Consider the following 18,943-nt stretch of genomic DNA (forward strand, 5'->3'; position numbering starts at 1 on the left):
CCCTATCTATTCTTCATTAATTCACGCTGAATACGTGCTAATTTTCCTTGTAAACTTCCGTCATAAATGCGATTTCCAATACGTACTTTAATGCCGCCTAGTAAATCTTCATCTACAACATTTTTCACGCGAATTGCGTCTTTTCCCGTTCTCTTTGCAAATGCTTCTGCAATGTTAAGCTTCTCTTCTTCTGATAGAAGACGAATAGAATATACAGTTGCATCCGCTACGTTACGTTCTTCATTAGCAAGAACAACATATTCATCTGCAATTTCAGGTAAGATATCAATGCGCTTGTTATCAATTAAAATGTATAACGTATTTAAAATAGATTCAGAAACAGATCCGAATACGTTTGCAAGAAACGTTTTCTTCTGCTCTTTTGAAATGTTCGGTTGCGTTAAAAAGCTATGTAGTTCTCCGTTCTTTACATAAACGTTTTGTACAAGGCGTAATTCCTCTTCAAACATTTCTAATACGTGTTTTTCTTTTGCAATTTTAAAAAGAGCGACAGCATAACGTTTTGCTACAATCCCATTGCTCATCGCGCTTCTCCTACTTCTTTAATATAATCGCGAATTAACTTCACTTGATCTTCTTCTTTTAATTCTTTTTCAATTACTTTAGAAGCAATTTGAACAGATAAAGAAGCGACTTGTTCTTGTAAAGCAGCAATCGCTTGCTCTTTTTCGCGTTGAATTTCTTGTACAGCAGATGCTTTAATTGATTCTGCTTCTTCTTTCGCAGCAGCAACAATAACATCTTTTTGATCTACAGCTTGTTTTTTCGCTCTTTCGATTAACTCTTGTGCTTCAACACGTGATTGTTTTAACATTTCACGTTGTTCTTCTACTAATTTTTTCGCTTCTGCATTACTTCTCTCAGCAGCATCGATTTCATTAGTAACATGCTCTTCACGTTCTTTCATAATGCCCATTAAAGGACCCCACGCAAATTTGCGTAACATTACTAATAAAACTAGGAACACGAATAGTGTATAAGCAATCGTTCCAAACGGAATGGCAGCTCCTAATAATAAAGTTGGCACAAGGATTCACTCCCTTCGAGATTTCTAAATTGACTATATGAAAAAAAGACATATATTTCGTTCATAAAGCAATGGCGAAGAAAGTTCGGAAAAACACTCTTCGCCATCTATGTAAGGGGAGTCTCCCTTATTTGTTCATTACGATGAATGCAATAACTACACCGATGATTGGAAGTGCCTCAACTAAAGCAACCCCGATGAACATAATTGTTTGAAGTGCGCCTTTTAATTCTGGTTGACGAGCAACACCTTCGATTGTACGTGATACGATAAGACCGTTACCAATACCTGCACCTAATGCTGATAAACCAATTGCAATTGCAGCTGCGATTACACCTAAACTCATTTAATTTGTCCTCCTTTGTATTATAAAAAAATAAATTTTTTCTTACTTAAATTATATTAATGGTCATGGCTTACTTTATGAGCCATATAAACCATCGTTAACATTACGAAAATAAATGCCTGGATTGAACCAACGAATACACTGAATCCCATCCATGCTAACATCGGTACAAGCGCACCTAATGCACCAAGGAATGATGCCCCACCTAACTTAGCAAGTAATCCTAATAAGATTTCACCTGCGTAAATGTTACCAAATAAACGAAGACCTAACGTTAATGTGTTAGCAAACTCCTCAATAACCTTTAATGGGAATAAGAATTTCATAGGTTGGAAATAACCTTTAGCGTATTCTTTCGTACCCTTCATCTTAATTCCATAGTAATGGGTGAGGGTAACTACCATCACGGCTAATGTTAATGTAACTGCTGGATCAGACGTTGGTGATCTCCACCATGCAATATGTTCGCCAGCTTCAGTTGCTGAATACATGAATGGTAAACCAAGAAAGTTCGATACGATGATAAACATGATAAGCGTAACGCCAAGCGTTAAGAAACGTCCACCTGTTTTCCAGTCCATCGTACTATTGATAATCCCTTTCACGAAGTCAAACACCCATTCCATGAAGTTTTGCATTCCTGTTGGGCGAAGAGCTAAGCTGCGAGTCCCGATAACAGCGATTAAGAAAACAATAACTGCTGCTACAGTAACCATCATAACTGATGACAAATCGAACGTTAAACCTAGAAATTCAACTAATTTACCGTGTTCCACTAGTAATTCACCTCTCTTCCCTGCTCTTATACTCTAAATAAAGAAAATCTATGATCATGACAAGATATCCTGTCAGCAATCCTACACCTAAGCCCCACATCGCAATTAACTCTTGATATTTGGCTGCAAATAAAATTAATAACCCAATCGTGGCGAATCTTGAATATGTACTTACCGCTGTCGCCTTAAACTTTACGTTTTCTCCATTTGTTACGCGATCTAATAGCTTGTCTGTTCTACGTGCAATGATGCGCAAACTAAGAAAACTGAAAATCGTTCCGATAATCAGCCCAAGAAATACATCCTTGTAAGAGGTAAATCCCCATCCTAGCACTAGAAGCGCAAGCAAGTAGTACATATATTTCTTTTGTCTTTGGACAAGTCCATGTACGTCTATCATCATTGCTCTCCCGAATAGTAATGTCGAATGAGTCGAATCATTGCGTATACCCCTGTTCCTAACCCGAGTAATAACCCTATAATAAGAAACAGTGGAAACGTTCCAACCTTATTATCAATCCATTGCCCACCAAAGATTCCAACAAGAATAGAACCGACTAACTGAGCAAGAATTCCTGACATTAAAGCATAAGCTTTTATATGGCTGCGATCGTTTTTTTGCAAGGATTCATCCCTCCAATATGTAACCCTCATTCACGATGTGTTAATAATAACTCATTTTTCTGCATAAATTCTATACAAAATAAAAAGTTTACATTTTCGTCACGGAATAGATGTATTTTTGTCACTGAAAGCCCTACCATCTATCCCCGTTGTTAGCATACAATAGGGTATTAACAGTGTCAACGAGAAATCGTAAAAAATCAAAAAATTTGAGTATTAGTCATTTCCTCCCAAAAATGAAAACGTTCCCCTTCTAAATACTGGTTAGAGATATGCAATTTCTAACGGTTCTCCCTTTATAATAGAAGGGAATGTTCACAAGTTTGTCACTATTATGTTTTTAAGATATAACGCTTTCCTTCCATAATATAGTGTTCTCTAGACGTAAGACTTCTATATTATATGTGATGTGTATGCAACTTATGTTGTATATACTCTGTATATTTGTCTCCCCTCCCCCGCACACTAATGACACAAAAAAAGACGAGCAGGGAATCCCCCCTCTCGTCTGTTGTCTTACTTCGTTCCGAATAAACGGTCACCAGCATCACCAAGGCCTGGAACTACATAACCATGGTCATTTAATTTTTCATCTAATGCTGCTACATAAATATCAACATCAGGATGCTCTTCTTGTACTACCTTTACTCCTTCTGGAGCAGCTACGATACACATTAATTTAATTTGTTTCGCACCGCGCTTTTTCAGAGAATTAATTGCTTCAGCTGCAGAACCACCTGTAGCTAACATCGGATCTAGTACGATAAAGTCACGCTCTTCTACATCCGTTGGAAGTTTCACATAGTATTCTACCGGTTGCAATGTTTTAGGGTCACGGTATAAACCAACGTGTCCTACTTTTGCTGCTGGAATTAATTTCAGAATTCCGTCAACCATTCCTAAACCTGCACGTAAAATCGGAATTAAACCAAGTTTTTTACCAGCGATCACTTTTGTTGTTGCTTTGCTTACAGGTGTTTCAATTTCAATGTCTTTAAGTGGAAGGTCGCGAGTAATTTCGAAAGCCATTAAGCTTGCTACTTCGTCCACTAATTCACGAAAATCTTTCGTACCTGTATTCTTATCGCGAATATATGTAATCTTATGTTGAATTAACGGGTGATCAAATACATACAGTTTTCCCATGTGAATCTCTCCTTTAGATGATATTCATGCGTTTTCACACGCTTTTTTGCACTATTTACGATTGTAAAGAAAACGCTACTAATATTCAAGGGCAAATTTGGTAAAATCGTGAATTAGAATGAATCTATCTAGTATCTTTACCAATTATGGGAGCTGTATCCTTCATTATATCGCCAAAATTTATTCATCATTTGTATACATACTTTAAAAACAATATATGTTCTCAAAAAAAGACTGCCAAAACAATTATGTCTCAGCAGTCTTTTTCAATCTATTATAGATCTGTGTACATTGGGAATTTGCTCGTTAACGCTTCTACACGTTTACGTGCTTCTTCTAATGCAGCTTCATTCTCATGATTTTTTAATGTATGAGCAATAATTGCTGCAATCTCATCCATTTCTTCTAAACCGAAACCACGGGATGTTACAGCTGCCGTACCGATACGTACGCCGCTTGTTACAAATGGGCTTGCTGTTTCAAATGGAATTGTATTTTTGTTTACTGTAATACCAACTTCATCTAATACATGCTCGGCTACCTTACCTGTAATTTCTAAGTTACGAACATCGATCAAGATTAAATGATTGTCTGTTCCACCAGAAACAAGTGTAAGTCCTTCTTTTTGAAGGCCTTCAGCTAAGCGGTTCGCATTGTTGATAATATTTTGTGCATATGTCTTAAAATCATCTTGTAGTGTTTCACCAAATGCAACAGCTTTTGCAGCAATTACGTGCATAAGTGGGCCACCTTGAATACCAGGGAAGATTGATTTATCAATTTGTTTTGCAAATTGCTCTTCACATAAAATCATACCACCACGTGGGCCGCGTAATGTTTTATGTGTTGTTGTTGTAACGAAGTGTGCATGTGGTACTGGGTTTGGATGTAAACCAGCTGCTACTAAACCAGCGATATGTGCCATATCAACCATTAAGTATGCGCCCACTTCATCTGCAATCTCACGGAATCGTTTGAAATCGATAACACGAGGGTATGCACTTGCACCTGCAACGATTAATTTTGGTTTATGTTCTTTCGCTTTTGCTAATACATCATCGTAATTAATACGGTGAGATTCAGCATCCACGCCATATTCTACGAAATTATATTGTACTCCACTGAAGTTAACAGGGCTTCCGTGTGTTAAGTGACCACCATGAGATAAATTCATACCAAGTACTGTATCGCCTTGCTCTAAAATCGTGAAGTATACTGCCATGTTCGCTTGTGCACCAGAATGTGGTTGAACATTTACGTGCTCAGCGCCAAAAATTTCTTTCACGCGATCACGTGCGATATCTTCTACTACGTCTACGTGTTCACAGCCACCATAGTAACGTTTTCCAGGATATCCTTCAGCATACTTATTCGTTAAAACAGAACCTTGCGCCTCCATTACTGCTTCACTTACGAAGTTTTCCGAAGCAATTAACTCAATCTTTGAACGCTGTCTTCCTAGTTCTGCCTCAATTGCAGCAAATACCTTTTCATCTTGACGTTTTAAATGATCCACCAAAATCCCCCTTTTCTGAACGAATTACATCAATTCCCAATAGTTTTTTCTTATTTATTCAGAAAAAACGAAAATTCAGGTTGTAATTCTTTCGAACCTTCATGTTTTCAACTACATTCTAACACGACTTTCTATATCATAAAAGAAAAAAAAAGACCGAAATCGGTCTTTTCTTTCTTCTATTATAAGGTCAGACTACATACCTTTTACCTTACGATATAAAGTATTTAGATGACTTTCTATTTTTCTCTTCAACGACACGTCATAGTTTCTTCGTTTACCGCATAGACGGCACGTGCTCCACCAATTAGTTTCCCGCGTGTTTTTGCCATCGTTACATGCGCACTCCCTATTTCCTTCACAATTGTACGAACCGGAACAGCTACATGCTTTAAATGCATACCAATAAATGTATCTCCAATATCCATTCCTGCATCTGCTTTAATAAACTCAATTATTACCGGATCTTTAAAGTTGTGATACGCATACGTCGCTAATGCACCACCTGCTGATCTAACAGGCGTAACTGTTACAATTTCAAATTGATATTTTATCGCTACCTCTCTCTCAATTACTAAAGCACGATTTAAATGCTCGCAACATTGAAAAGCCAATTCAATACCTGTTCGCTCTTGAAATTGCTTTAATTCAGAAAAAATCGCCTCTGCCACTTCCATCGTTCCTGATGTCCCAATTCTTTCACCTAGCACTTCGCTCGTGCTACACCCCACTACAAAAATTTGACCACTTTGTAACGAAGCTTGTTCTTGGAAATCAGAAAGCGATATTTGTAGCTGTTCTCTTACCTTTACGATTTCTGTCATTACGCCTCTTCCTTTCACAGGTTGGTTCACCAAATTATATTTCATACTACGTATAGTTAGAATCTATTACTTTGTTTCGTACGTTTTAATTTTTCCTACGCGGTTTTCGTGACGGCCACCTTCATACTCAGTTGTTAACCAAATTTTTGCGATATCACGCGCTAAGCCAGCTCCAATTACACGCTCGCCCATTGCTAACATGTTGCTGTCATTATGCTCTCTCGTTGCTTTCGCGCTGAAAGTATCATGAACTAACGCACAACGAATACCATTTACTTTGTTTGCTGCGATCGACATACCAATGCCTGTTCCGCAAACTAAAATGCCGCGATCTACTTCACCATTCGCTACCATTTCTGCTGCCGGAAACGCAAAATCAGGGTAATCAACAGAACCAGCTTCACATTCACAACCTAAATCAATATATTCAATATTTAACTCTTCTAATAAACTTACAAGTTCTTTACGGATATTCATACCGCCGTGATCAGATGCTACTACTACTTTCATTTTTACCCCTCCAAAGTTTCAATCAATTATCTTCATTTCACACTCGCTACCTTAATAGAACAAAGTGATCTCCAATATCGTATTATACACGAAACATCAACCTTCTGAATGTTTTTTCAGTAAAGTTTGTACAAGTTTTTCCATCTCTTCTAACGTTTCTTTATAAATAGAAAGTGATCCTCCAAATGGATCTGAAATATCCTTACTTATTCCCTCAGTTAATCCATATAATGTATCCAATTTCTTTTCAACACTCGGATAATGCCCAAATACAATTTGCTTATGATTTTCCGTCATCGTTACTACAATATCCGCCCAATCAAGCAAAGTTTCGTTCACCTGCTGCGAAGCATGATCTATTGAAATTCCTTTTTCAGCTAAAGCTTCCTTCGCATGTATCGATGCATCGCTTCCAGGATAGGCGAAAACACCAGCCGATTGCACTTCAAATTTCCCTTCTCCATAATGACGAAGCAAAGCCTCAGCCATCGGACTACGGCATGTATTTCCAGTGCAAACAAATAACACTCGTTTCATCTAAACCCACCCCTTTTCTCCTGTTTCCTACCATTTATCATAACGTACATTAGAATAGAACAAAAGAAATGTGAATATACAAAAGGCGCATTTTTCTTATATTTTTTCTAAGAAAAATGCGCCTTATCCACATATATGTGAAACCCTATTTCCAAGTGCCTAGAGTATTTTAACATACATAATGAACATACTACAAAACAAAAAAAGGAATCCATTTCATATGAAACGGATTCCTTCTATACAATAATTATTTCATTGTAACTTTCATTACTTCTGTTGATCCTTTTGTAGCTGTTACACCTACAGTTGTCTTAATAGAATCAGTTGCATCTGTGTTTGTAATAACGATTGGAGTAATTGTGCTCTTCGCTTTTTCACGGATTAATTCTAAGTCGAATGAGATTAACTTATCTCCAGCTTTTACAGCTTGTCCTTCAGAAACGTGAGCTTCGAAACCTTCGCCTTCCATTTTAACAGTTTCTAATCCAACGTGAATTAAAATTTCTGTACCATTCTTTGTTTTAATTCCAATAGCATGTTTTGTGTGGAATAATTGTACGATTTCACCATCAACTGGAGATACAACTACACCTTCAGTAGGATCGATTGCAACACCGTCACCCATCATACGACCAGCGAATACTGGATCTGGTACTTCTTCAATATTTTTCACTGCTCCAGTTAATGGAGCTACGATTGTTTCTTCATTTGTTTTTGAACCAAAACCGAATAATTTTTTAAACATAGGATAGTCCTCCTTATAATTTACCTAAAGTTTATAGGGCAATCTCTATTAAAGATCGGATACATGTAAGACTTCATACCTCGAAAGTTATACTGTAAAAACGCTTTCGAAATAAATTACGTCATTACTAATAGACTCTTATTGTAGCTCTTTGCAAAATTCCAGTCAATTCTGATTGTCTGAATAGCAATAAGAAAGTTAACTTCTACTTATATTTTCTCTTTTTTCCGCTTACTTGTCTAGAGGTCTTTACTACATTTTATCTTTTGTTGTTAATTTGTAAAATTTCTTTTAATTTTTTGCCGAAACATACTTGACTAAAGTAAGTAACTATTTTATTATTACTTACATAAGATAAGTAAATAACTTTTAGGGGGTTTTAAAATGATGGATATCGGTCTTCTTATTATTCGTCTTATTATAGGAATTACATTCATGGGTCATGGTGCCCAAAAATTATTTGGTTGGTTTGGCGGTTACGGTTTGAAAGGAACAGGTGGCTGGATGGAATCAATCGGTTTACGCCCTGGTGTATTTATGGCATTTATGGCTGGCGCAACTGAACTATTGGGTGGTTTCTTATTCGCATCAGGTATTTTCACTGCAATTGGTTCATTATTTATCGTCGGAACAATGTTAATGGCAATCTTCACTGTTCATGGAAAAAATGGTTACTGGGTAACACAGGACGGATTTGAATACAATTTAATGTTAATCGCTGTTGCTGTTGGTGTAGCTTTAATCGGACCTGGTGCATACGTTTTACTTTGATTTTTATCTCGACTTCAAGATTCTTTAAACGGAACTTACTTCATTACGATTGAAGTAAGTTCTTTTTATGTAACAAAATATTATTTTCAGCAGGAGTTTCCCCCTGCTATCTTGTAAACAAACAATAAGCATTCATATTTAGAAAGGGGATTACGAACATGTTATCCATTAACCCAAACGAACAAACCGAAAAAGATAATTATAAATTATTAACGGGCAGTATCATTCCGCGGCCTGTTGCATTCGTTACTTCTGTAACTAAAGATGGCGTATTAAACGGCGCGCCATATAGTTATTTCAATATCGTTGCTGCCAATCCACCACTTATCTCGGTTTCGGTACAACGAAAAGAAGGAAAACCGAAAGACACTTCCCGAAACGCAATAGAAAAAGGGGAATTTGTCGTACATATTTCTGATGAATCTTACGTAGAAGCAATCAACGAAACAGCAGCCAACCTACCTCCTGATGAAAGTGAAATCGAATTAGCAAAACTAACACCTATCGATAGCGATGTCATTTCTGTACCAGGGGTGAAAGAAGCAAACATTCGAATGGAGTGCATATTAGAACGCGCTATACCGCTCGGCGGAACCGACGACTCTCCAGCTTGTGATTTACTAATCGGTCGCGTCGTTCGTTTCCATGTTGCAGAGCACTTATACGAAAACGGCCGCATTCACGCCGAAGAACTAAAACCAGTAAGCCGCCTAGCAGGACACAACTACGCAAAACTAGGAGAACAATTTGAATTAGTAAGGCCACTTTAAAAGTGGAAGGGCCCGATTAGCTCTGACCAGCTAAGGTTCTCTCGCACAGAAGGCGCTTTTTGCCTCGTAGGAAGACGCGAAGCCACCGACCATTCTAGCCACTGAAGCTGGATATATTTAAAAGCGGCTGCGGCTCGTCCACTTCCATCATCCAAACATAAAATCCCCCGCTTTTTAGCGGGGGATTTTTTCACTGTAATTCTTCGTTCTTCTCCTCTAATGCAGGTAATTTCTCTTTTTTCGATTTACCAAGCTTTATAACAAAGAAATATAAAGAAAGTAATGTGATAAGGAAAACAATTAAAAATGGATACGGTGAATAAAACGCACGTGCCGCCTCAGATTTTCCTGCAACAAATTTTAATGACTCAATATCTAAAAACTCAGCAAACATTTGTACACCGAGCATACTAAACCAAAAAACAAAAAAACTAATAATAATACCAAAAACTTGTTTTAATCTCGTCATTTGTAACACCCTTTCTATATTTGCGGAGTATTGTATTTAAGTGTACAGAAAGGAATTATCTTACCATTCACGAATCAATTTAATCCAACCTAAAACCGCAATTTGCAAAACAATGCCCCAAATGATAAGCCTACGTAACCATCTTGGAAAAAGGTTATACATACGACATACCATTTTAGCAACCTATTCATATTTTCCATCCTCATATGAAAATTATATAGGAAAAAGGAGATATAATCCAAACCCAACAAGAATAATACCACCTACTATTTCACCATATATACCAAGCATACCTTTCGCATGTCTACCGATTAATAAGCCAATCCACGCTAACAACATGCTAATAAATCCAAAAAGTAATATGGTAATAATCGTCTGCGCTCCGTAAATTCCAAGACTAAGACCTACCGAAAAACTATCTATACTGACACCAAATGCAAATACAAATAAACTAATTCCAATTGGGGCAGTTCTATTCTCTTCACCTTCTAAAATAGACGAATATACAATATAAAATCCTAGTCCAATTAATAAAATGGCTCCTGCAAAATTCGCAACATCCCCATACCTCTCTGATAGAAAACGTCCTAATATCATTCCGATAAATGGCATGATAATATGAAATATCCCTATCGTCATACCGATATAAAGGATTTGTCTTAACTTTAATGTCACCATCCCCATACCGAGGCTCACCGAAAATGCATCCATCCCTAAGGCGAACGCCATAATTATTAAAGGTATTAGCTGTTCAAGCGTCATTCATGTCCCTCCTCGGACGTGCTACTTCACAATATGCTTATCCAAGGAGAAATATTCTGTTTGGTAAAGGTACATTATCATTCAGTGATAATATGATGCCCCGCCGCTTTTGTTAAACGATTCATAATTGCATTTCCAATTCCTTCATTAGGGAATGACTCACTAAAAATAACATCCACTTCACTTGCATCAAACGTTCTAAGCACATCATATAATTTAGTCGCAACGCTAGCTAAATCACTTCGCATACCACAAGATAATACAACATCTGCACTATACACATGCTGATACTCTTCCGTCGTTAATACACCTACTTTAAGTCCTTCTTTCTTCTTCTCATCCACAAGACGTTGAATAAACTTACGTGATCCCTCAACAATACTAAGTGGTGCTTTCGGTGCATAATGTGTATATTTCATTCCAGGTGATTTTGGCTTTTCTTTTTCATCCTTTAAGGCTGGGTCCAAAGAAACAGTACCTATCACCGCTTCCAATTGTTCCTTCGTAATTCCACCTGGACGTAAAATTGTCGGAACTGTGCTCGTACAATCAATTACAGTTGATTCGACGCCTACTCCTGTTGCCCCGCCATCAACGATACCAGCAATTTTCCCATTTAAATCCTCATACACGTGAGAAGCTAACGTTGGGCTTGGACGTCCTGAACGATTCGCACTCGGTGCTGCAACAGGTACATTTGCCTCTTCAATTAGAGCAAGTGCTACTGGATGATCAGGCATCCTCACTCCGACTGTATTCAGCCCTGCCGTAACCTTCTCTGAAATCCCTTCTTTTCTAGGTAAAATGATTGTTAATGGTCCTGGCCAGAAATGTTCCATTAATGTTTCTGCAACCGGCGGAATTTCTCTTACAATGCCATCTAACTGAGATTTTGTGCCTATGTGGACAATCAGTGGATTATCACTCGGTCTCCCTTTTGCTTCAAAAATTTTCGCTATCGCTTCATCGTCCATTGCGTTCGCTCCTAACCCATATACTGTTTCTGTCGGGAAGGCCACCGCTTCATTTTCTTTTAATAATCTCGCTGCTTCTTTTAATTGTGGATAATATTTTTTTCTTTCCACAACATTATCCACAACCCACATATTTGTATGCATTTTTTTCCACGTCCTTTTCTACCATGAAATACTTGTCTATTTTTAGTTTACTATGAGATTTATCCAAAAGACAAACAAGGTTTATCCACAAAATGTGGATAAACCTAATTAATCCGTGGATAACTTTGTGAATAGCTGACAATTTAGTATTATTGCATTCGGCTCTTTTATATTTTTACAAAAGTGTTCTAACTGTCGAATCCCCTCTGGTACTTTCTCTTTCTCTATAGTGACAAAGTCAAAAAACTGAAAGATCGTCACAGATTGTGGATGATTTGTGAGTAAGTACAATTGTCGAATATTTTTTTCTTTCATATACTGCAAAAACATTTCAAAAAAATATAGGAAAGTCTGTTTATCCACATTAGGTGTGAATAAACAAGAACGAATAAGCACATTTCCCTCGCTTTGTTCATACCCAATTACAGCTCGTATTTCTCCCGCCTCTTCTAAAATCATAAATTGTGCGTACAACTCATTTATTTTATCATCTTTTTTATTAGCTTGTCCGAAAAAAGAATGCAAGCTTTCCACATCTGCTTTTGTAGCAAAATACACCTTCTTCATAATACATCCCTCCTCATGTTTATATATGCGAAGGGATTTAGAAATATTATTATTTAGAGAATAAAGATGTGAAAGCTTCTACAATAAATAATTTCACCTTTGGTTTTTCTGCTTCCTCTTCTACTTTTACATACTCATTTTGTTTTTCTTGTTTTTTCTCCACTTTTTCCACAGTTTTTGTTTCTTCTTTACTTACAGGCTGTTCTTCTACTTGCGTTTCATTTTTTACAACTTTCTTTTCTTGGGCTGTTACTTTTTTCGTTACCTCTTGTTTTACTACTTTCGTTTCTTTTATTTCAGCCTCTTTTTTCTTTGGAGCTTCTGCTTCATCCTCTTCCGGTTGTTTCACCTGCTTCTCTTCAGGAGATTCAGCTTTCACAACATGTTCTTCTTTCCTTACAGCTGTACCACTCGAAAAATCTAAGAAACACATTGGAGGAAATAGCACACACCACCAGTTTGCACCTTCACCTTTTCCAATTGTAATAAGCACCGCTTCATATTCTCCTGCTGGATAAATAAAATTCCCATATACCTTTGTAGGAAACTTCACATTCTTATCGAATTTCACTTGAAATGCCTCTTTACTTCCTTCCCTTTTCAGCGTATTCGCCACTGTCTTTTCAATTTCTGGAATATGGCTTTGAATTACTTTTCGAGCCTCTTCAAATGACGTTAAATCTGCTACCCATCCATCAATTTGCGCTTTTACTTCATCACGTACTTTACGTTTTAACGCCTGATCTTTATCTGAATCACTATTAGCTAAAATACGTAATCGAACGGCCTCTTTCGGAATAACAGCAGGCCCTTTTGCATCAGCTTTCATATATCCAAACTGCACAAGTAACTGTGCACCAATTAGTAATAAAAGAAAATAAGCAATAACTTGTTTTTTCATTTCCTCCACCGTCCCCTCTAGAAACAGTGTGGACAGACTTTCATCTTTCTAAACTATTAAATTCAAAATCTATATGAATTTTTGTAACTACTCAGCCACTCTATGAAAAACCGACAGAAAAGCATTTTTTTAAATGTTCGAGAGGGACTGGCTATGTATAGGAGCGGCCAGGGCCTTTCCCTGCCACACGCGCAAAGTTTTAAAACAAAGAAAGGTAGCAAGCAAGGTGTAGGTCCATTTTTATCTTCATGGCAGCAATCTATATGCTGAAACATGAAAATAACTTTCTATAGGTAATAAGGGGCGTATTTTCGCTGGAATAATACTCCTTACCAAACTTCTGAATGAAATGTATGGCTGAGTAGTTCCGATTTTTTTATACAAAAAATAGAGTAAGGCTTATGCCTTACTCTATTTCTGCAAATACCATGCGATCTTTTCCATTGATATCAAATACAACTTCAACTTGAGCGTGTGGGAAAGTTTGCTGTAATAACATCTTTACATCTTCACCTTGTCCTACACCAATTTCAAAGGCCACAATCGCTTTTTTCTGTAATACGTTCGGCAATTCCTCCATAAAACGACGATAGAAATCCAGTCCATCTTCGCCGCCAACAAGCGCACGCTTCGGCTCATGGTCCTTCACAACAGTAGAAAGGCCACGCCAATCTTCCTCTGGTATGTAAGGAGGATTAGAAACAACGACATCTAACTTCTGATCTGTTTCATAAAATGGCGATAGTAAATCACCGTGATAGAAAGTTACTTCTGCTCCTAAAGTTTTTGCATTTTCTTTTGCAACTTCAATCGACTCCTGTGCAATATCTACCGTATACACATGAAGATTTTTATTTTCTAAAGCGAGCGTAATAGAAATCGCTCCACTACCTGTTCCGATATCTGCTACGTGAAGCTCCTCATTACCAAAATGACGCTCAATTCTCTCTAGCACTCCAACTATAAGTTCCTCTGTTTCTGGTCTTGGTATCAATACCTCTTCATTTACAAAGAATGATCTACCATAAAACATTTCATAACCGATCATATATTGAATTGGAATACCTTCTACATGCTTGTGGATAAATTTCGCAAAACTTGTCTCTTGTTCCGCAGTTATTTCTTCACGCATATTCATGAGCAATCCTGTTCTGTTCGTCTTTAATACATGACAAAGGACAATTTCTCCCGCATTTTCATCTCGTCCATTTTCCTGTAAAAAAGAAGAAGCCCATTTCAGGGCTTCATAGACACGCATTACTCAGCTGCCTCCATCTTTTGCGCCTGATCTTCCATCACTAAGGCATTGATGAAATCATCTAACTTACCTTGTAGAATTTGATCTAGCTTTTGAATCGTTAAACCGATTCGATGGTCTGTAACACGGTTTTGCGGGAAGTTATACGTACGAATACGCTCTGAACGATCTCCCGTACCAACAGCTTGTTTACGGTTTTGATCATACTCAGCTTGCGCTTCTTGTCTAAACTTATCATAAACACGTGCGCGTAATACTTTCATCGCTTTTTCTTTATTCTTAATTTGTGATTTCTCATCCTGACAAGATACAACTACACCCGTCGGTAAATGCGTTAAACGTACCGCTGACATCGTTGTATTAACACTTTGTCCACCAGGACCACTAGAAGCGAACGTATCAACACGAACATCTTTTTCATGAATATTAATTTCTACTTCTTCCGCCTCTGGTAACACAGCTACCGTTGCTGTAGACGTATGAATACGCCCACCAGATTCCGTTTCAGGAACACGTTGTACACGGTGAGCACCATTCTCGAATTTCAGCTTCGCGAAAGCACCTTTACCGTTAATCATAAAGATAATCTCTTTATATCCACCTAACTCTGTATAGCTCGCTTCGATAATTTCAGTTTTCCAACCTTGCACCTCAGCATAACGACTATACATACGATATAAATCACCAGCAAATAAAGCTGCCTCGTCACCACCAGCAGCACCACGAACCTCAACGATAACGTTTTTATCATCATTAGGGTCTTTTGGAACAAGTAAAATTTTCAGACGTTCTGATAATGTTTTCTCTTGTCCCTCTAATTCAGAAACCTCTTCTTTTACCATATCACGCATATCAGCGTCTAACTTATCTTCTAACATTGCTTTTGCATCTCTTAATTGCTCACGAACATCTTTATACTCACGGTACACCTCTACCGTTTCCTGCATATCAGATTGTTCCTTTGAATACTCACGAAGCTTATTTGTATCGCTAATAACCTCTGGGTCACTTAACAATTCATTTAACTTCTCATAACGATCTTCTACAGCTTGCAAACGATCTAACACACCATTCACCTCTACATCCTAGTATCTAATACAAATAGTATATGGTACTTAATCAAAAAAACGCAAATTATATTTAAAAGTGCAGGTGGCTTGTTCAGCTCTGACCAGCTAAGGCTCTTTCGCCCTAAAGGTGCTTTTTACCTTTCGGGCGGAAGGTTCTTAGATGCGAAGAGCTAGCCACCAATCTTCATCTATTTTCGAAAAAAACCCGCTCTACATAGCGAGTTTCATTTATCTTTGTTTTGTAGGTACTGCATGACAATGACGACAACGTGGTTCATACGATTCTGAAGCCCCAACTAAAATGATCGGATCATCAAATGCCGCTGGTTCTCCATCAATTAAACGTTGCGTACGACTTGCTGGAGATCCGCATTCAGAACAAACTGCCTGCAATTTAGTTACATGTTCAGCAATCGCCATCAGCTGAGGAACTTGTCCAAATGGTAGACCACGGAAATCTTGGTCTAATCCGGCTACAATGACACGATAGCCACGATTTGCCAATATTTGCACCACTTCCACAATGTCCCCATCAAAAAATTGCACCTCATCGATTGCAATAACATCCATTTCTTCTGTTACATGATTAAATATATCTTTTGAAGCTGAAACAGGAACTGCTTTAACCTTTAATCCATTATGTGATACAACATCTTCTTCACTATAACGATTATCAATACATGGTTTAAATACAATTGCATGTTGTTTCGCAAATTGTGTACGGCGCACACGGCGGATGAGCTCTTCTGATTTTCCAGAAAACATACTCCCGCAAATCACTTCAATCCAACCATTTTGATTCATTAAGTACATTGAGCTCTCCTTTCATCTACTTTCCTAATCCAAAGTAGGGTAAAGGTTTAATATTTTCGCAAAAAAAACAGACAAGCGAATACATACACTTGCCTGTTTTATGTTCTTTATTACTTAATACCGTATTTCTTATTGAAGCGGTCAACACGTCCGTCTGCAGTAGCAAACTTCTGACGTCCAGTGTAGAATGGGTGAGAATCAGAACTGATCTCAATTTTTAGTAATGGATAAGTGTTACCATCTTCCCACTCAACAGTTTCGCTAGAGCCTTTAGTAGACCCGCTTAAGAATTTGAAGCCTGTGTTCGTGTCCATAAATACAACTTTATTGTAATTTGGATGGATTCCTGCTTTCATTCTTTTCATCTCCTTCCGCCCTGAATCATTTTCGAAACAGAGTTTTTCATCTTCAGCTGCTTACACAACTATATTGATGAAACACATATGATGAAATTATAACAAGGCTAACTCCATTTTGCAACTACCTGTTTTTGTCTTTTTAAAATTAAAAGCGGAAGCGGCTCGTCCAGAATCGCAGGACATTGGAGCTCTCGACCTTGAAGCGCTTTTTGCTTCGAGTGAGAGAGCGAAATGGCCGGGGATTCTAGCCGCTGGAGCTGGATAACACCTAAAAGTGGAGGTGGCTCGTTCAGCTCTGACTAGCTAAGGTTCTTTCGCCCCAAATATGAGTTTCATCTCAAAAAACGAAATTATTTCCATATATTACTCTCTCTAACATTCCCTTAAAAACATAAAAAACTCGCTTACTACGACATAAGCGAGTCCCAATCTTTTCCCTTTACTTAGTTGTTACATATCTTTTTGAGTCTGCAACAATGTTTTGTAAAAATTCTTCATTTGTCTTTGTTTGACGAAGTTTACGTAAGAAACTTTCAACAAAGTCTGGTGTATCACGCATTGTTTTACGAATACCCCACAGCTTGTCTAAATGTTCTTTCGGAATTAATAGGTCTTCTTTACGCGTACCAGAGCGACGAATATCAATCGCCGGGAAGATACGACGCTCAGCTAATGAGCGATCTAAGTGAAGTTCCATATTTCCAGTTCCTTTAAACTCCTCATAAATTACATCATCCATACGGGATCCTGTATCAACAAGCGCTGTTGCTAAAATCGTTAAGCTACCGCCCTCTTCAATATTACGTGCCGCTCCGAAGAAACGCTTCGGTCTATGAAAAGCAGCTGGATCAATACCACCTGATAGAGTTCTACCACTTGGCGGAATAACAAGGTTGTAAGCACGCGCTAAACGGGTAATACTATCCATTAAAATGACAACGTCTTTTTTATGCTCTACAAGACGCATTGCACGCTCTAATACAAGCTCAGCTACTTTAATATGATTTTCTGGTACTTCATCGAAAGTAGAGCTTACAACATCACCTTTAACAGAACGTTCAATATCTGTTACTTCCTCTGGACGCTCATCAATTAAAAGTACAATTAATTCTGCTTCCGGATGGTTTGTTGTAACACTATGTGCAATTTCTTTTAACAGACTTGTTTTACCAGCCTTTGGAGGCGCGACAATTAAACCACGTTGTCCAAATCCAACTGGTGCGATTAAATCCATGATGCGTGTCGGTAACTTTTTCGTTTCCGTTTCCAATTTCATTTGACGATCTGGGTATAACGGTGTTAATGCAGGGAAATGTACACGCTCTTTTGCTGATTCTGGATCATCTCCGTTTACAGCTTCAACTTGTAATAATCCAAAATAGCGTTCATTTTCTTTCGGAGGTCGTACTTTACCAGAAACCTTATCTCCATTACGTAAATCGAAACGACGAATTTGCGAAGCTGAGATATAAATATCTTCTGAGCTTGGAGAATAGTTGATAGGACGTAAAAATCCAAATCCTTCTGATTGAATAATTTCTAATACGCCTTCCATGAAAAAGAAACCTTCTTTTTCTGCTCGAGCTTTTAAGATAGCGAAGATTAGCTCTTTTTTCGTTAACTTGCTATAATACGAAATCTTAAATTCTTTCGCAAGCTCGTATAACTCTTTTAATTTCATGTTTTCTAATGCTGCAATTGACAAATTCATTCAGACACCACACTTTAACGTTATTCTCTTTTCACATGGGTAAAGGGAAAAAATACGGAAGGCAAATAAATAATAATGAAAGGCAATAAGTTCAAGTAGGGTAATATTCACTATTGTAACCCTTTTATCTAGTTTTAATCAATACGTTGAAACACAAATACAAGAAGCGAAGACAAGAAAATTTGTCTTCGCTTTTTATATTTCTTTCTTTTTTCTACTCATCTTATCTTAAGGAAGGATAGATAAGCCATTTCTGCCTTTATTTAATCCAGTTTCAACGGCTACAATCTCCGGCCATTTCG

25 protein-coding genes are annotated in these 18,943 nt (G+C 37.6%); 2 read left to right on the forward strand and 23 right to left on the reverse strand.

The features are described 5' to 3' along the window. Window positions 1–2 precede the first annotated feature (2 nt). The 13 genes from atpH to ACTFQM_RS21245 all read right to left on the reverse strand — a co-directional run bounded on the left by atpH (window position 3) and on the right by ACTFQM_RS21245 (window position 8,072). Entirely contained in the window at window positions 3–545 is a 543-nt protein-coding gene (gene atpH, locus ACTFQM_RS21185) for a F0F1 ATP synthase subunit delta (RefSeq protein ID WP_000064682.1), read from the reverse strand. Further along, window positions 542–1,048 carry a F0F1 ATP synthase subunit B gene (gene atpF, locus ACTFQM_RS21190; RefSeq protein ID WP_071717959.1) on the reverse strand — a complete coding sequence of 169 codons (507 nt, stop codon included), beginning with the start codon at window positions 1,046–1,048 and terminating at the stop codon, window positions 542–544. The genes atpH and atpF overlap by 4 nt, the downstream gene beginning before the upstream one ends. 127 nt (window positions 1,049–1,175) lie before the next feature. Continuing rightward, complete coding sequence (gene atpE / locus ACTFQM_RS21195; RefSeq protein ID WP_000052064.1) at window positions 1,176–1,394, reverse strand: F0F1 ATP synthase subunit C; 219 nt, start codon at window positions 1,392–1,394, stop codon at window positions 1,176–1,178. 56 nt (window positions 1,395–1,450) lie between these two features. Continuing rightward, window positions 1,451–2,170 (reverse strand): F0F1 ATP synthase subunit A, encoded by a 720-nt coding sequence (gene atpB / locus ACTFQM_RS21200; protein WP_328064675.1) that lies wholly within the window; start codon window positions 2,168–2,170, stop codon window positions 1,451–1,453. Window positions 2,171–2,177: 7 nt separating this feature from the next. Next, the gene (locus ACTFQM_RS21205; RefSeq protein WP_000567600.1) at window positions 2,178–2,570 is read right to left on the reverse strand and encodes an ATP synthase subunit I; all 393 of its coding nucleotides are present in this window, start codon (window positions 2,568–2,570) and stop codon (window positions 2,178–2,180) included. Further along, the gene (locus ACTFQM_RS21210; protein ID WP_001171223.1) at window positions 2,570–2,794 is read right to left on the reverse strand and encodes an AtpZ/AtpI family protein; all 225 of its coding nucleotides are present in this window, start codon (window positions 2,792–2,794) and stop codon (window positions 2,570–2,572) included. Before ACTFQM_RS21210 ends, ACTFQM_RS21205 begins: the two co-directional genes overlap by 1 nt. Window positions 2,795–2,820: 26 nt before the next feature. Next, the gene (locus ACTFQM_RS21215) at window positions 2,821–2,934 is read right to left on the reverse strand and encodes a DUF4024 domain-containing protein (RefSeq protein ID WP_033712414.1); all 114 of its coding nucleotides are present in this window, start codon (window positions 2,932–2,934) and stop codon (window positions 2,821–2,823) included. A 376-nt stretch (window positions 2,935–3,310) separates the two neighbouring features. Beyond that, window positions 3,311–3,940: a uracil phosphoribosyltransferase gene (upp, locus tag ACTFQM_RS21220; RefSeq protein WP_000517539.1), complete on the reverse strand. Its 630-nt coding sequence runs from the start codon at window positions 3,938–3,940 to the stop codon at window positions 3,311–3,313. Window positions 3,941–4,214: 274 nt separating this feature from the next. After that, complete coding sequence (gene glyA, locus ACTFQM_RS21225; RefSeq protein WP_002174352.1) at window positions 4,215–5,456, reverse strand: serine hydroxymethyltransferase; 1,242 nt, start codon at window positions 5,454–5,456, stop codon at window positions 4,215–4,217. Window positions 5,457–5,707: 251 nt separating this feature from the next. Continuing rightward, window positions 5,708–6,325, reverse strand: coding sequence for a TIGR01440 family protein (locus ACTFQM_RS21230; RefSeq protein ID WP_440036150.1), 618 nt, complete (start codon window positions 6,323–6,325; stop codon window positions 5,708–5,710). Between the two features lie 21 nt (window positions 6,326–6,346). Next, window positions 6,347–6,790, reverse strand: coding sequence for a ribose 5-phosphate isomerase B (gene rpiB, locus ACTFQM_RS21235; protein WP_002174354.1), 444 nt, complete (start codon window positions 6,788–6,790; stop codon window positions 6,347–6,349). Window positions 6,791–6,886: 96 nt separating this feature from the next. Then, window positions 6,887–7,327, reverse strand: coding sequence for a low molecular weight protein arginine phosphatase (locus tag ACTFQM_RS21240; RefSeq protein ID WP_098305867.1), 441 nt, complete (start codon window positions 7,325–7,327; stop codon window positions 6,887–6,889). Between the two features lie 247 nt (window positions 7,328–7,574). Beyond that, window positions 7,575–8,072: a PTS sugar transporter subunit IIA gene (locus ACTFQM_RS21245; protein WP_440036151.1), complete on the reverse strand. Its 498-nt coding sequence runs from the start codon at window positions 8,070–8,072 to the stop codon at window positions 7,575–7,577. Between the two features lie 384 nt (window positions 8,073–8,456). Here ACTFQM_RS21245 and ACTFQM_RS21250 point away from each other — a divergent pair, with 384 nt between their 5' ends. Both ACTFQM_RS21250 and ACTFQM_RS21255 read left to right on the forward strand, forming a co-directional pair. Then, window positions 8,457–8,843, forward strand: a complete 387-nt coding sequence (locus ACTFQM_RS21250) for a DoxX family protein (RefSeq protein ID WP_002174357.1) — start codon at window positions 8,457–8,459, stop codon at window positions 8,841–8,843. A 158-nt stretch (window positions 8,844–9,001) separates the two neighbouring features. Then, entirely contained in the window at window positions 9,002–9,613 is a 612-nt protein-coding gene (locus tag ACTFQM_RS21255; RefSeq protein WP_440036153.1) for a flavin reductase family protein, read from the forward strand. Window positions 9,614–9,803: 190 nt separating this feature from the next. Here ACTFQM_RS21255 and ACTFQM_RS21260 read toward each other — a convergent pair whose 3' ends face one another. The 10 genes from ACTFQM_RS21260 to rho all read right to left on the reverse strand — a co-directional run bounded on the left by ACTFQM_RS21260 (window position 9,804) and on the right by rho (window position 18,641). Continuing rightward, window positions 9,804–10,082 (reverse strand): DUF3935 domain-containing protein, encoded by a 279-nt coding sequence (locus ACTFQM_RS21260; protein WP_002174360.1) that lies wholly within the window; start codon window positions 10,080–10,082, stop codon window positions 9,804–9,806. Between the two features lie 213 nt (window positions 10,083–10,295). Then, window positions 10,296–10,844 (reverse strand): manganese efflux pump MntP, encoded by a 549-nt coding sequence (locus ACTFQM_RS21265; RefSeq protein ID WP_002174361.1) that lies wholly within the window; start codon window positions 10,842–10,844, stop codon window positions 10,296–10,298. A 77-nt stretch (window positions 10,845–10,921) separates the two neighbouring features. Continuing rightward, on the reverse strand, window positions 10,922–11,962 hold the full coding sequence (locus ACTFQM_RS21270) for an L-threonylcarbamoyladenylate synthase (RefSeq protein WP_002174362.1): 1,041 nt from the start codon (window positions 11,960–11,962) through the stop codon (window positions 10,922–10,924). 108 nt (window positions 11,963–12,070) lie between these two features. Beyond that, window positions 12,071–12,529 carry a hypothetical protein gene (locus tag ACTFQM_RS21275; RefSeq protein WP_002174363.1) on the reverse strand — a complete coding sequence of 153 codons (459 nt, stop codon included), beginning with the start codon at window positions 12,527–12,529 and terminating at the stop codon, window positions 12,071–12,073. Between the two features lie 49 nt (window positions 12,530–12,578). Further along, window positions 12,579–13,430, reverse strand: a complete 852-nt coding sequence (gene spoIIR, locus ACTFQM_RS21280; protein WP_440036155.1) for a stage II sporulation protein R — start codon at window positions 13,428–13,430, stop codon at window positions 12,579–12,581. 406 nt (window positions 13,431–13,836) lie between these two features. Beyond that, the gene (prmC, locus tag ACTFQM_RS21285) at window positions 13,837–14,688 is read right to left on the reverse strand and encodes a peptide chain release factor N(5)-glutamine methyltransferase (protein ID WP_002174365.1); all 852 of its coding nucleotides are present in this window, start codon (window positions 14,686–14,688) and stop codon (window positions 13,837–13,839) included. Continuing rightward, the gene (gene prfA / locus ACTFQM_RS21290) at window positions 14,688–15,755 is read right to left on the reverse strand and encodes a peptide chain release factor 1 (protein ID WP_002174366.1); all 1,068 of its coding nucleotides are present in this window, start codon (window positions 15,753–15,755) and stop codon (window positions 14,688–14,690) included. The genes prmC and prfA overlap by 1 nt, the downstream gene beginning before the upstream one ends. A 231-nt stretch (window positions 15,756–15,986) precedes the next feature. Next, window positions 15,987–16,571: a thymidine kinase gene (locus ACTFQM_RS21295; RefSeq protein ID WP_002174367.1), complete on the reverse strand. Its 585-nt coding sequence runs from the start codon at window positions 16,569–16,571 to the stop codon at window positions 15,987–15,989. A gap of 110 nt (window positions 16,572–16,681) precedes the next feature. Beyond that, window positions 16,682–16,927, reverse strand: coding sequence for a type B 50S ribosomal protein L31 (locus ACTFQM_RS21300; RefSeq protein WP_000643447.1), 246 nt, complete (start codon window positions 16,925–16,927; stop codon window positions 16,682–16,684). Window positions 16,928–17,369: 442 nt separating this feature from the next. After that, entirely contained in the window at window positions 17,370–18,641 is a 1,272-nt protein-coding gene (gene rho / locus ACTFQM_RS21305; protein ID WP_002174368.1) for a transcription termination factor Rho, read from the reverse strand. Between the last annotated feature and the right edge of the window lie 302 nt (window positions 18,642–18,943).

This window comes from Bacillus cereus group sp. MYBK30-2, from assembly GCF_051915945.1.
Taxonomy (GTDB): domain Bacteria; phylum Bacillota; class Bacilli; order Bacillales; family Bacillaceae_G; genus Bacillus_A; species Bacillus_A paramycoides.

What these genes read in the sequence shown, in the direction of transcription:
- ACTFQM_RS21245 (WP_440036151.1), bottom strand. Translation starts at nt 8,072, where the DNA reads ATGTTTAAAAAATTATTCGGTTTTGGTTCAAAAACAAATGAAGAAACA.
- upp (WP_000517539.1), bottom strand. Translation starts at nt 3,940, where the DNA reads ATGGGAAAACTGTATGTATTTGATCACCCGTTAATTCAACATAAGATT.
- ACTFQM_RS21275 (WP_002174363.1), bottom strand. Translation starts at nt 12,529, where the DNA reads ATGAAGAAGGTGTATTTTGCTACAAAAGCAGATGTGGAAAGCTTGCAT.
- ACTFQM_RS21205 (WP_000567600.1), bottom strand. Translation starts at nt 2,570, where the DNA reads ATGATAGACGTACATGGACTTGTCCAAAGACAAAAGAAATATATGTAC.
- atpH (WP_000064682.1), bottom strand. Translation starts at nt 545, where the DNA reads ATGAGCAATGGGATTGTAGCAAAACGTTATGCTGTCGCTCTTTTTAAA.
- ACTFQM_RS21250 (WP_002174357.1), top strand. Translation starts at nt 8,457, where the DNA reads ATGATGGATATCGGTCTTCTTATTATTCGTCTTATTATAGGAATTACA.
- rho (WP_002174368.1), bottom strand. Translation starts at nt 18,641, where the DNA reads ATGAATTTGTCAATTGCAGCATTAGAAAACATGAAATTAAAAGAGTTA.
- ACTFQM_RS21230 (WP_440036150.1), bottom strand. Translation starts at nt 6,325, where the DNA reads ATGAAATATAATTTGGTGAACCAACCTGTGAAAGGAAGAGGCGTAATG.
- rpiB (WP_002174354.1), bottom strand. Translation starts at nt 6,790, where the DNA reads ATGAAAGTAGTAGTAGCATCTGATCACGGCGGTATGAATATCCGTAAA.
- prmC (WP_002174365.1), bottom strand. Translation starts at nt 14,688, where the DNA reads ATGCGTGTCTATGAAGCCCTGAAATGGGCTTCTTCTTTTTTACAGGAA.
- ACTFQM_RS21265 (WP_002174361.1), bottom strand. Translation starts at nt 10,844, where the DNA reads ATGACGCTTGAACAGCTAATACCTTTAATAATTATGGCGTTCGCCTTA.
- ACTFQM_RS21240 (WP_098305867.1), bottom strand. Translation starts at nt 7,327, where the DNA reads ATGAAACGAGTGTTATTTGTTTGCACTGGAAATACATGCCGTAGTCCG.
- ACTFQM_RS21215 (WP_033712414.1), bottom strand. Translation starts at nt 2,934, where the DNA reads ATGGTAGGGCTTTCAGTGACAAAAATACATCTATTCCGTGACGAAAAT.
- ACTFQM_RS21300 (WP_000643447.1), bottom strand. Translation starts at nt 16,927, where the DNA reads ATGAAAGCAGGAATCCATCCAAATTACAATAAAGTTGTATTTATGGAC.
- ACTFQM_RS21260 (WP_002174360.1), bottom strand. Translation starts at nt 10,082, where the DNA reads ATGACGAGATTAAAACAAGTTTTTGGTATTATTATTAGTTTTTTTGTT.
- ACTFQM_RS21255 (WP_440036153.1), top strand. Translation starts at nt 9,002, where the DNA reads ATGTTATCCATTAACCCAAACGAACAAACCGAAAAAGATAATTATAAA.
- ACTFQM_RS21270 (WP_002174362.1), bottom strand. Translation starts at nt 11,962, where the DNA reads ATGCATACAAATATGTGGGTTGTGGATAATGTTGTGGAAAGAAAAAAA.
- atpE (WP_000052064.1), bottom strand. Translation starts at nt 1,394, where the DNA reads ATGAGTTTAGGTGTAATCGCAGCTGCAATTGCAATTGGTTTATCAGCA.
- spoIIR (WP_440036155.1), bottom strand. Translation starts at nt 13,430, where the DNA reads ATGAAAAAACAAGTTATTGCTTATTTTCTTTTATTACTAATTGGTGCA.
- ACTFQM_RS21295 (WP_002174367.1), bottom strand. Translation starts at nt 16,571, where the DNA reads ATGTACTTAATGAATCAAAATGGTTGGATTGAAGTGATTTGCGGGAGT.